We start from the raw sequence: 11,873 nt of genomic DNA, 5'->3' as shown, positions 1-11,873 counted from the left end.
CGGATGGTCGGATCGCATACCCACCCAGGCGGCATCATGTCGGATCTCACAGTCGACGTGATCGACATCGACGACCCGATCGATCCACGGGTCGATGATTTTCGAGATTTGAACGCCGCAGACCGACGTCCTGACCTGCCCGTTCTTCCCGGTGGCCTGCCGGGTAAAGGGTTCGTGATCGCCGAGGGAGTGCTGGTCGCCCAGCGAATGGTTGCCTCCCGGTTCGCGCCGCATGCGTTCCTGGGCGTCGACAAGCGCCTACGGGAGTTGGCCCCCACCCTCGGTACCGACACGGTGGCCGGGGTGCCCTTCTATCGGGTCAGTGCCGCCGTGATGGCGGAGGTGGTCGGATTTCATCTGAACCGTGGCGTCCTCGCCGTCGCCCGCCGTCCCGAGCCGCTCACGCTCACCGATGTGCTCGTCGGTGCCCGGACAGTGGCGGTCCTCGAGGGTGTCAACGATCACGAGAACATCGGCAGCATCTTCCGGAACGCCGCGGGACTGGGGGTCGACGCGGTGATCTTCGGCGGCGCCTGCGCCGATCCGCTCTATCGGAGGTCGGTTCGGGTGTCGATGGGACATGTGCTGCTGGTTCCCTTTGCCCACGTCGAAAGCTGGCCATCGGATCTGGATATGCTCCGCGACAACAACTTCCGGATCATCTCGCTCACGCCTGACGGTGCTGCCCTCCCGCTGTCGGAAGCGGTGGACGCCGAGCGGGTTGCCTTCATGGTCGGGGCCGAGGGTCCGGGTCTGTCGGAGACGGCGATGCTCTCCGGCGATGTGCGAGCACGTATTCCGATGGCGAGGGGGACCGACTCACTCAACGTGGCGACGGCAGCGGCGCTCGCCTTTTACGAGCGGGCACGCTGAGCCCTCGCGTGATCTGATCCCGGGGGCGCCGGGAGTCAGTTGCTTCGCGCCCGGGTCAGGGCTTGGGGCCGAACCCGAACCACCGGGCCACCCGGCCCGGCTTGTGCTCGCCCGACTCGTCGTTGTCACCGCGGTCGGTCATTGCGTTATTGGTGGACCCGGTGCTGGTGGACCCGTTGTCGGTGGACACCCCCAACTCGACATCGGCCTCTGTCGGCACATACCCCTTGGGTCGAATCGCGAAGCCCGAGACGACGATGTTCGACGGATCGGAATCCTCGGGGCCCAGTGGCGTGGTGAACCGAAAACCGAGCCATTCGCGGATTGCCTGTTCGGCGAACTCCTGCGGATGGAATGGCAGAGCCTGTGGATCTGGTTGGGCGCCATCGGCATACATCAGGGGATGCTCGCCGGCCCAGAACGGGCCCTCGAATATGAAAGGCAGCCCGATGTTTTCGTAGATGGTGACCGGGTTTGCCGAGAACGAGCGGCGTAGTGTGCCGTCCTCCCAGCGGGCGAAGGCTCCCAGGGACGATTCCGGTTCGGTGTGCAGGACAACCACTTCGTCGGACGGGACCGCAGTGATCCAGGCCTCGGGCAGTGTGGACGGAGTGGTCGTCGAGAGTACCGGGCTCGTGACCACCACAAGCGAGCCATAGACGCCCACGAAGAGCTGATCATCGGCCGGAGTCGCGGCGGACGAAAGGTTTGTCTCACCAATGGGCAAAACGGCGAGGTCAGGGCACAATGCGCCGGCAAGGCTGGCCGCCGCGGCGGGATCGTGTCGCAGGCCCTGCCTGATCTCGGCTACCGGATCGCTTGAGTTGATGAACCAGAGCATCGACGCTTTCGCTGCCAACTCAAGTCCTTTCGTCGGTGCCGACCTGTCTTACGTACGGAACAATTAAACGCCCTTCACGGGTTGCCGCTGCTGCGGACCCCGAGAAGTACATCCTCCCAGGCAGGTACCGAAGGCTTGCGATTCCCGCGCCCGCGCTTACGGTTGGGTTCCGACTTGTCCCCGGTCTCAGGGTTTTTGGGACCGGTCGGTGTGACCGGACCCTGTTGCGCTTCGGGCTTTTCGGTGGCTACCGCCACCTCGGTCTGCTCCTCCGACGTCGGCTCGTCGGTGATCGCCTCGGGTAGATCGTCGGCTTCGTCAACCGGATCGATCCGGGCGGCGGTCGGCTGGGGACGGGACTCGACCGTGGCCGGACGAGGTGCTCGGCGGGCCGTTTGCTCACCGGTGACCGAATCGGCGTCCACGGTGACCTCACCGGATCCGTCGGACTTCACGGTCAGGCGAGCCGAACGCGAAATCGGCGACACCCGAGCAGCTTTCGGCGGTGTGTAGTCGAAGGCGAGTTCGGTCTCTTCGGAGCCGGTGTCGTCGACGGTGGGCGAGAGCGCTGTCACGCTACGCAACGGCCGGCTCAGATCCGGATCGATCAACTCGTCGGCGACCTCGTCGATTGCCTCCACCGTGCCCGAATTCGAGCCGGGCAGATAACGCCAATGAGCGCGATTGACAGAGCGTCCGACGTGCCAGCTGACCTGGACGACCCAGCGGTTGTCCTCGGCCTTCCAGGCGTCCCATTCGGTGTTCTCGGGATTGTGCCCGCGGGCGCCGAGGGCAGCGGCAACAATCTCGCCGAGCGTGGACAGTGCCGGCCCGTCGTAGCGCAACGGGTGCGCCGCCGCCGCCAGTTCGGCCGCGCGGGAGCGCTCGAGCAGCACCGGATGAGCAAAACGTTCGACACGACTCATCGACACCCCGGCAGCCGCAGCCACCTGGGCGACCGTGGCGCCCGCGCGGATCCGGGCCTGGATCTCGCGGGGCCGAAGGGTGCTTTCCATCTCGATCTCGATCTGTCCCAGCCGGGTCAGATCGCCACGGGCAGCCGCACGCAGGGTGTCATCAGCAGGGATACGGAACTTCTCGCCCGACTCGGTGTCCTGACAGATCACCTTCTTGCCGTCCGGCTCAAGGCCGATGACTCGAAGCTCACGCATCTGCTTCTCCTTCACGACTCGGAGCCAGCCTCAACATCTGTGTCGGTGTGCATTGGCGTCAGCGTAATGCAGTCAGACCCAAACGGTGGGCATGACACGCATAAAAATGCCAGCTCAGCAGGGGTGGGCCCAGTGAGGCTAACCGCTACAGTGCGCCGACGACGTAGTCGATGCACTGGGTCAGGCGGCTCACGTCGTCGGGTTCGACGGCCGGGAACATGCCGATCCGAAGCTGGTTGCGACCGAGCTTGCGGTAGGGCTCGGTGTCGACCACTCCGTTGGCGCGCAACACCTTAGCGACCGCTGCAGCGTCGACGTCATCGTTGAAATCGATGGTTCCGACGACCTGGCTGCGGTGCGCGGTGTCTTTCACGAACGGGGTGGCGAACTCGCTGGCCTCCGCCCAGTCGTAGAGCCGTGAGCTGCTGTCCGCAGTCCGGGCGGTGCACCAGTCGAGGCCGCCGTTCGAGTTCATCCACTCGATCTGGTTGGCGAGCAACAGCAGCGACGCGATGGCCGGGGTGTTGTAGGTCTGGTTCTTGCTGCTGTTCTCGACGGCGGTCGGCAGGGACAGGAACTCGGGGCACCAGCGATCGGAAGCGCCGATGGTGGCGATCCGGTCGAGCGCGGCGGGGCTCATCAGGGCGATCCACAGTCCGCCATCTGACGCGAAGGACTTCTGCGGTGCGAAGTAGTACACGTCGGTGTCGGCGACGTTGACGGGCAGACCGCCTGCGCCGGAGGTGGCGTCGATGGCGATCAGGGCGTCACCGGCGAGCACGGGGCGGCTGACGGGCACTGCCACACCGGTCGAGGTCTCGTTGTGCGCCCAGCCGACGAGGTCGACGCCGTCGAACTTGTCGGCGCCGATGGTGCTGACACTCGGTGCGGTGCCCGGTTCGGTCGAGATGACCACCGGGTCTTCCAGGAACGGGGCCTTTTTGGAGACGGTGGCGAACTTGCTGGAGAATTCGCCGTAGGTCAGGTTGAGTGCACGCTTCGAGATCAGACCGAATGCGGCGGCGTCCCAGAAGGCGGTGGTGCCGCCATTGGAGAGCACGACCTCGTAGCCGTCGGGGAGCGAGAACAGATCGGACAGTCCGCTGCGGATCGAACCGACGACGTTCTTGACCGGGGCCTGGCGGTGGCTGGTACCGAATACCGATGCGCCGGTGTCGACCAGCGACTGCAGCTGCTCGGGGCGAACCTTGGACGGGCCACAACCAAAACGGCCGTCGCTGGGCAAGAGGTTGGCCGGAATGGAGATCGTTTCGCTCATGCGATCAGTCTAGAGTCCCGCCCCAAGCGGAGATGATGGTGGGTTTGGTGAGCGCGACCTGCGGGTTTGCTCACCGAAAGCCACCATCATCGAAAAAACTACTTCGGTGCGATGGCGTCCCAGCCGTCGACATCCTCGGGACGACGTGGGGCGGCGCCCACGTAGAGCGCGGCAGGCCGGACCAGCTTGCCAAGACGCTTCTGCTCCATGATGTGCGCGCACCAGCCGGCGGTCCGCCCACAGGTGAACATCGCAGGCATCATGTGGGTCGGGACTTCGGCGAAGTCGAGGATGACCGCCGCCCAGAACTCGACGTTGGTCTCGATCGCCCGGTCTGGGCGTCGTTCGCGGAGTTCGGTGAGCGCAGCCTGTTCCAGTGCCGCGGCGACCTCGTATCGCGGGGCGTTGAGTTCTTTTGCGGTGCGGCGCAACACCCGGGCCCGGGGGTCTTCGGCGCGGTACACCCGGTGACCGAATCCCATCAGCTTTTCTTTGCGGTCGAGGATGCCCTTGACCAGGCCGCGGGCGTCGCCGGTCCGGTCGACTTCTTCGATCATCGGCAGCACGCGGGCAGGTGCGCCGCCGTGGAGCGGCCCCGACATCGCGCCGATGGCGCCGGAGAGGGCGGCCGCGACGTCGGCGCCGGTGGAGGCGATGACACGGGCGGTGAAGGTGGAGGCGTTCATGCCGTGTTCGGCGGCGCTGACCCAGTAGGCATCGATCGCACGGATGTGCGCGGGGTCGGGATCGCCCTTCCAGCGGGTCATGAATCGTGCAGTGACGGTGTCACATTCGTCGATGATTTTCTGCGGGACGGCGGGTTGGTGGATGCCGCGGGCCGACTGCGCAACGTAGGACAGGGCCATCACCGAAGCGCGGGCCAGGTTGTCGCGGGCGGTCTGGTCATCGATGTCGAGGAGTGGTTGATAGCCCCAGATCGGTGCGAGCATAGCCAGGCCTGCCTGCACGTCCACGCGGACGTCACCGGTGTGGATGGGCAGTGGGAACGGCTCGGCAGGCGGCAGTCCGTCACCGAAACGTCCGTCTACGAGCAGTGCCCAGACGTCGGAGAACGTGACGTTGTTCTCTACGAGGTCTTCGATGTCGACACCGCGGTACCGGAGGTTGCCGCCGTTCTTGTCGGGTTCAGCGATCTCGGTGGTGAATGCGGTGACACCCTCGAGACCTTCGACGAATCCTTCGGGTATTTCAACGTTGACTGCCATCGCTCGAGCTCCCTTGCCATTGCCCTGTATGCGTACTGATTAGGACTGTAGTGCCCGAGGCATTCCGGACGACCCGGGAGTAGCGTTATCGGCCGTGGAACGCAAACCGATCGACTTGGCCAACATGCGGATGGCCTATGCGGCTTCCGGAGGTGTCGGGCGGCCCGGATCCGGGGATGACGCTGCCGGTGCCGACGGGGTCAAGGACAACCTCGATCCGCTCTGGCTCGCAGGCGATCCGCCGTGGCTGGAGCTGTTCGGGAAATGGTTGCGCGAGGCCGTCGATGCGAGGATCCCGGAACCGAACGCCATGGTGCTCGGGACGGTTGATGCCGCCGGTCACCCGTCGACCCGCACGGTGCTCTGCAAAGGGGTGGACGCCGACGGGGTCACGTTCTTCACCAGTTACGAATCCGACAAGGGGCGGCACCTCGACGGCGTGCCGTATGGCGCCGTGACGTTTCCCTGGATCGCGATGGAACGCCAGGTCCACTTCCGTGGACCGGTGGCGAAGGTTCCGGCCGACCACACAGCGGACTACTGGTCCAAACGGCCGCGTGGTTCGCAGCTGTCCGCCTTTGCGTCGCAGCAGTCGGCGCCGATCGAGTCGCGGGAAGCGTTGGAGGACAAGGCTGCCGCCATCGAGGCAAGGTTCGGCGCCGAGCAGCCGGTTCCGGTGCCGCCGCATTGGGGCGGCTACGTGATCGCCCCCGTTGAGGTCGAGTTCTGGCAAGGCCGCGCGAACCGGTTGCACAACCGGGTACGCGCGTCGCTGGTCGACGGCCGGTGGAACGTCACGAGGTTGCAGCCGTAGATGTTTGACCACCTTCCGGTTCACCGCAGGTGACCCGCCGGTTCCTGGCCGACACCACCCCGCTCAAGCACCCACACTTTCGTCGCCTGTGGTGGGCGAACATCGTCACCGTCATCGGTGCGCAACTGACGGTGGTGGCGGTTCCGGCCCAGATCTACCAACTCACCGGCAACTCGGCGTACGTCGGGTTGACCGGCGTTTTCGGGTTGGTACCGCTGGTGATCTTCGGGTTGTGGGGCGGCGCGCTGGCAGACGCCATAGATCGTCGAATTCTGTTGATCATCACCACCTGTGGGTTGATCGGTACCAGTGCGTTCTTCTACGTGCAGTCCGCCATGGGGTTCGGCAACGTGTGGGTCATCCTCACGCTCTTCGCATTGCAGCAAGCGTTCTTCGCCGTCAATCAGCCAACTCGCACAGCGATTCTCCCGAAGCTGGTGTCGAATGCCGAACTGCCGGCGGCGGCTTCGCTGAACATGACGGTGATGCAGGCCGGTGCTATTGCCGGACCACTGGTCGGTGGCGCGCTGATACCGGTGCTCGGCTACTCGCTGCTGTATTTGGTCGACGCCGTATTCCTGTTCGCCACGCTGTGGGCCGTCATCAAGTTGCCGCCGTTGCGGCCGGGTGGAGGTGATCGGAAACCGACGTCGGCCGGCGTGCGCTCGATCATCGAGGGATTTGTGTTCCTGCGTGGCCAACCGGTCCTGATGGCGTCGTTCGTGGTCGACCTGATCGCCATGATCTTCGGGATGCCCCGGGCGCTGTTCCCGCAGATGGCACACGAGAGTTTCGGTGGACCTGAAGGCGGCGGCGTCGCATTTGCCCTGCTGTTCTCCGCAATTGCGCTCGGCGCGCTGGCAGGCGGCATCTTTTCCGGATGGGTGTCGCGGGTCCGCAGGCAGGGCCTTGCCGTCATCGTCTGCGTGATCATCTGGGGTGTGGCCATCATCGGGGTCGGGGTCTGTGTCGGATTCGCCAACCACACCGCGCTACCGATGCTGCCGATCGTGGTCGGGTTGCTCATGATCGGTGGTGCGGCCGACATGGCGTCGTCGGCGTTTCGGCAGGCGATCCTGTTGGCAGCCGCGAGCGATGAGATGCGTGGTCGTTTGCAGGGCGTGTTCACCGTGGTGGTCGCCGGAGGCCCCCGGATCGCCGATGTCCTGCACGGTGCTGCGGCCGTCTCGGTGGGAACCGCGGCCGCCACCGCAGGCGGCGGTGTCCTCGTTGTTGTCGGAACAGGGATTGCCGCGCTGGCGATTCCGGCTTTCGTCCGCTACCGCATCACCCGATAGTGGTGGCTTTTGGAGAGCAAACCCCCAGGTGAAGCCCGCCAAAAGCCACCATCATCGGGTGCGGGCAGAGTCTTTGAGGAGCCCGGCGGTGTAGCCGACGACCTGGGGGTCGGACATGGCTTTCCAGCTGGGCGCCAACAGCTTCATATACCGCTCGACGTAGAGCAGTTGCTTGCCGACGAGGACCAGCTCGCGAGGCAATCGGGCGTCGTAGGTCTTGGCGAGGTTGGCGAGTTGCCTGCCCAGGTCGGCATACGACATGTCACCGAGATTGGTGCCACCGATGGGTGCGGTGACCCGCCGCAGATCTTTTGCGGTCTCGCGCACCGAACCCGGTTTGCCGAACGTTCCGAGCGCGGCCAGTGCCTGCCCGGCCGCTTCGTAGTTGCTGCGCATCAGATTGCCGAGCAGTTCTCGCACGATCAGCCGGGACCGGTCGTCGAAGCGGCCGACGATTCCCCAGTCCAAGAGGACAATTCGTCCCTGGGGATCCACCAACACGTTCCCGGCGTGCAGATCGCCGTGAAAAATGCCATCGGTGAAGGCGGATTCGAGCAGGGAGAGCAACAACGTCTTGACGATCTTGGTGCCGTCGTGGCCCGCTTCACGGATCGCCTTGGCGTTGTCGATACGGATGGCGTCGACGAACTCGAGCGTGATCACACGTTCCGTGGTGTAGTCCCAGAAGACCTTCGGCACCCGGACCTGATCGGCGAAACGCGACCCGGAGATGGCGTCGGTCCATTCCTCCATCGCGGCGGCCTCGGTCCGGAAGTCGAGTTCGGAGTTGAGGTTTGCGGTGAAGTCCTCGATCACGGCCTTGGCACTGAGCATGCGGCCGTACGGCGAGAACTCGACCACAGCCGCGGCCCGCTGCAGGATCTGCAGATCGGCTGCCAATCGCGCTTTGATCCCGGGCCGCTGGATCTTCACCACCACGTGCTCGCCGGTGGCCAGAACCGCGTTGTGTACCTGCGAGATTGACGCCGACGCGATCGGTTCGGGATCGAATTGCGCAAACACCTCATCCGGATCCCGGCCGAGCTGGTCGGTGAGCAGCCGGCGAACCTGATCCGGGTCGGCCGGTGGAACCCGGTCGAGCAGCGTGCGGAACTCATCGGACAACACCCGCGGAAACACCCCGGGGCTCGATGCGATCAGCTGCCCGAGCTTGACGTACGTGGGTCCGAGCGCGGCGAATGTGTTGCGCGTCTCCCCGGCTCCGGCCGCGGCCAGATCTTCGGATCCGACGGCGCGCGCGGCGAACCGGGCCCCGCCGCAGACCGCCTGCCAGGCGGTCGCTCCGATTCGTGCTGCCTCACTGGTCAGTGACACCTTCTGCAGCGTCAGGGGTGCTTCCGTGGTGGTGACTGTCATATGTCCTCCGCAGGTGAGGAGGGGTGCGTGGCTCTCTGCGCCCTCCCCAGACTTCAGGTGGTCAGGATGCTTCGGGCCATGGTAGGGCATTTCTCCCCTAGTGGTAGAGGCCTCGACATGCGACGCTACAGAGGTGACCACGTTCGGTGGCCGGGCGGACGATCGGCCCGGCGGCGAGATCGAAGCGGTTGGCACAGTGCCGACCGGTCGGGTGGTAGGCGAGGAGATGAGTCGATGTTGTTGGGTGGTCCGGTCCAAGAGATGGCCGTCGACGAGTGCTGGGAGAAGTTGGCAGAGATCGAACTGGGACGGGTTGTCGTCTCTGTCGACGACGAGATCGACATCTTTCCCGTCAACTATGTTGCGAGCGAAGGTCGGATCTACTTTCGCACCGCACCGGGAAGCAAACTCCTGAAATTGACCATCAATTCGTCGGTTCTGTTCGAGGTCGACGCGTCCTCGCCCGCCGACGGTTGGGCATGGAGTGTGATCATCCGGGGAACCGCCCGGAACCTGGTGTCGTCGGGTGAGATCCTCGAAGCCGACAAGCTACCGCTGACGCCGTGGATCGCGACGTTGAAGTACGAGTACGTCGAGATCACCCCCGGACAGGTCACTGGTCGCAGCTTCGCTCTGGGCCCGGAGCCCGAGCGGTACTGATCCCCAAACCTGTTGGCATCAAAGACTTTGATGCCAACAGGTCTCAGTGCGCGACCGGACATTCTCCGGTGTCGTCGGATTGCCAGGGGAGTTGGGCCCGACGGGCGGCGGTCACCGGGCAGTAATGCATCGGCTTGTCGCGTACGGCCTCCGGTGGCAGGTTGCGTAGCGGTGTTTCGAGCAGAGGGGCGGCGGCCGGGACCCTGCCCGACAACCGATCCCACGCGTCTCGACAACGCGGATGCCGACGGTAGCGCTCCGGCAGGGCGTGCATGAAGGCGTTGACACCCTTGCCGAAAAGCCGGAACCGTTTCTCATCCTTGTCGGACCACGTGAAACCCATCATCTCGCGCACCGCCGGGTGGTAGAGCCCGGTGGTCAGCCAGGTGAAGAAGCGTTCCGTCGGCCGGACCATCAGCTTCCAGATCGGCAGTGGCATCGCAGACATCCACGGTGGCGGCGGGAGCTGGGAGATGTCGAGGACTGTGCGCACCGCGGGATGGTCCTCGAGGACGTTGCGGCACATGTGATCCCAATACTCGAGGAACTCTTCGTAGGTGTCGGGGCAGGGGCGGGTGCTCACGCCGTACATCGCGTACCAGGTGCGTGATTCGTCGAACAACGCTCGTTTCTCGGCTTCGGTGATCGGCGGGCCGAACACTTCCGCGCACCTGATGTTGCCGTACCAGAACGTGGCATGCGCCCAATAGAAGACGTCGGGATCGAGTGCGTGATACCGGCTGCCATCGGGCATCGTGCCCTTGATCTCACGGTGGTAGTCGCGGACCTCGTGTCCGGTGTCGGTGGTGCCGTCGAACACGACGCCGATGATCGGATACAGCGACCGGTTCAGGCGTTGCCAACGCTCGCCGAAGAAGTCGGAGTGCTCCCAGACCGCGGCGCCGAGTTTCGGATGCATGTTCTGCATCGACCCGGACCACAGGCCGATGAGCATGCCGTGCCAACCGCCGAAGAATTTCCAGGTCACGGAGTCGGGGCCGAGTGGGTTCACCTCGGGCGTGGCCTTGGCGAACTTCTCGGCAGCCAACTCGGGCTCGTGCACGTCGGTCATTGACGGCCTTTCGTCGACGGTGCAGAACACCACACCTCTTGAGACGAAAGTTTAGATCCGTCTCATTGGGGTGTCAACGTCCCTCCGGCGGTGGGGGACCGCTCGGCCGGGGCATTCGGACCATCAATTCGGTGGTGCGCTCGATCGGGCGGTTTCTGGCGCACCCGAACGCAGCTGTCCCCGCGCCGAATGTCGGCGCGGGGACAGCTGCTCGGGGTGTGGACAGGCTCTAGCCGGTGGCGACGGGCGCTGCAGCAAGATCCTGAACGTTGTCGGCGATGACGACCTGGTTCTTGAGGACGCCGAACTGCAGGTAGTTGTCGGCGACGGTCTGCAACTTCGCGACCTGCTCGGCGTCGAGTGCCGTTGGCACACGCTGCGACCGCTTTGCGACGAGCGCAGCGATGTTCTCCGGCCGTTTGGTCAGCTTGCTGTAGATCTGCACGTACTCGTCTTCGTTGTCGTTCGCCCACAGCAACGCCGTGTTGAAGCGGCCGACGAAGTCTTCCATCGCGGCCTTGGTGGCGGGGTCGGCGAGCGACTCGTTGTTCGCACTGAGGAGGCCGAGTTTGGATGAAATCCCTTCGGCGTCGCGGATGACGCGCGCGTTGTCGTCGATTTCGACCGCAGCGGTGTAGGGGTCCCAGGTGGCCCAGGCGTCGATGGAGCCGGACTTGAGTGCGGCCGCCGCGTTGACCGGATCGAGGAAGCTGACCGTCACGTCGTCCGCGGTCAATCCCGCTTCCTTGAGCGCCGACAGGAGTTCGTAGTGTCCGATGCTGCCCTGGGTCGTGGGCGAAACGGTCTTGCCCTTCAGGTCGGCAACCGACTGAATGGACGAATCCTCGGGGACGATGAGCGCCAGGCCGTTGGCGCCTTCGTTGACACTGGCGGAGACGACCGAGACGTCGGCGCCTGCCGCGAGTGCGTTGATCAGGGGAGCGTCGCCGGTGTAACCGATGTCGATCGCCCCGGCCTTCTCGGCTTCGAGCAGCGGTGCGGCGGCCGGGAACTGTGCCCATTCCACCTGGTACTCGGCTCCATCGAGTGCGCCGGAGGCCTCGAGGATGGCCTGCTGGATTCCGGCTTGATCACCGACCTTGAGCGTTACGGCCGAGAGATTGACGCTTCCATCGGAATTGGTGGTCGACTCGTCATCTGAGCATGCGGCCATGGACAGGGTCAGCGCTGCGGCGACACCTGCCGCGGTGGCCGAGAGTCGCAGTTTTCTGGTGATGTTCTTCATGGTGTGGCTGTTGCC

General features: G+C 64.8%; 11 protein-coding genes. 4 read left to right on the top strand and 7 right to left on the bottom strand.

Annotation, left to right across the window (positions count from 1 at the left end; all coding sequences use genetic code 11):
* Nucleotides 1-36 precede the first annotated feature (36 nt).
* Complete coding sequence (locus tag AC56PL_RS24090; RefSeq protein WP_497155384.1) at nt 37-873, top strand: TrmH family RNA methyltransferase; 837 nt, start codon at nt 37-39, stop codon at nt 871-873.
* Between the two features lie 55 nt (nt 874-928).
* On the opposite strand, the gene AC56PL_RS24085 is transcribed toward AC56PL_RS24090, so the two are convergent.
* The 4 genes from AC56PL_RS24085 to AC56PL_RS24070 form a co-directional block, all read right to left on the bottom strand.
* A complete protein-coding gene (locus AC56PL_RS24085) occupies nt 929-1,732 on the bottom strand; it encodes a DUF6928 family protein (protein ID WP_497155383.1) in 804 nt (267 codons plus the stop codon).
* Nucleotides 1,733-1,788: 56 nt separating this feature from the next.
* Nucleotides 1,789-2,886, bottom strand: coding sequence for a septation protein SepH (gene sepH, locus AC56PL_RS24080; protein WP_497155382.1), 1,098 nt, complete (start codon nt 2,884-2,886; stop codon nt 1,789-1,791).
* Nucleotides 2,887-3,031: 145 nt separating this feature from the next.
* Nucleotides 3,032-4,165: a phosphoserine transaminase gene (gene serC / locus AC56PL_RS24075; protein WP_497155381.1), complete on the bottom strand. Its 1,134-nt coding sequence runs from the start codon at nt 4,163-4,165 to the stop codon at nt 3,032-3,034.
* Between the two features lie 98 nt (nt 4,166-4,263).
* On the bottom strand, nt 4,264-5,391 hold the full coding sequence (locus tag AC56PL_RS24070; protein ID WP_495517567.1) for a citrate synthase: 1,128 nt from the start codon (nt 5,389-5,391) through the stop codon (nt 4,264-4,266).
* 94 nt (nt 5,392-5,485) lie between these two features.
* On the opposite strand from AC56PL_RS24070, the gene pdxH reads away from it, so the two are divergent.
* Together pdxH and AC56PL_RS24060 are read left to right on the top strand one after the other, a co-directional pair.
* The gene (pdxH, locus tag AC56PL_RS24065) at nt 5,486-6,205 is read left to right on the top strand and encodes a pyridoxamine 5'-phosphate oxidase (RefSeq protein WP_497155380.1); all 720 of its coding nucleotides are present in this window, start codon (nt 5,486-5,488) and stop codon (nt 6,203-6,205) included.
* A 29-nt stretch (nt 6,206-6,234) separates the two neighbouring features.
* Complete coding sequence (locus AC56PL_RS24060) at nt 6,235-7,503, top strand: MFS transporter (RefSeq protein ID WP_497155379.1); 1,269 nt, start codon at nt 6,235-6,237, stop codon at nt 7,501-7,503.
* A gap of 51 nt (nt 7,504-7,554) precedes the next feature.
* Here AC56PL_RS24060 and AC56PL_RS24055 read toward each other — a convergent pair whose 3' ends face one another.
* Nucleotides 7,555-8,880: an AarF/UbiB family protein gene (locus tag AC56PL_RS24055; RefSeq protein ID WP_495517570.1), complete on the bottom strand. Its 1,326-nt coding sequence runs from the start codon at nt 8,878-8,880 to the stop codon at nt 7,555-7,557.
* Between the two features lie 234 nt (nt 8,881-9,114).
* On the opposite strand from AC56PL_RS24055, the gene AC56PL_RS24050 reads away from it, so the two are divergent.
* Entirely contained in the window at nt 9,115-9,540 is a 426-nt protein-coding gene (locus tag AC56PL_RS24050) for a pyridoxamine 5'-phosphate oxidase family protein (RefSeq protein ID WP_495517571.1), read from the top strand.
* A gap of 43 nt (nt 9,541-9,583) precedes the next feature.
* Here the strand turns inward: AC56PL_RS24050 and AC56PL_RS24045 are convergent, their stop codons facing one another.
* Both AC56PL_RS24045 and AC56PL_RS24040 read right to left on the bottom strand, forming a co-directional pair.
* The gene (locus AC56PL_RS24045; RefSeq protein WP_497155378.1) at nt 9,584-10,612 is read right to left on the bottom strand and encodes an oxygenase MpaB family protein; all 1,029 of its coding nucleotides are present in this window, start codon (nt 10,610-10,612) and stop codon (nt 9,584-9,586) included.
* A gap of 229 nt (nt 10,613-10,841) precedes the next feature.
* Nucleotides 10,842-11,858, bottom strand: a complete 1,017-nt coding sequence (locus tag AC56PL_RS24040) for an ABC transporter substrate-binding protein (RefSeq protein WP_497155377.1) — start codon at nt 11,856-11,858, stop codon at nt 10,842-10,844.
* Nucleotides 11,859-11,873 lie beyond the last annotated feature (15 nt).

It is taken from the genome of Williamsia sp. Y721 (assembly GCF_059683565.1).
The sequence above is the reverse complement of the archived record's forward strand: the minus strand, read 5'-3'. Positions and strand labels throughout refer to the sequence as shown.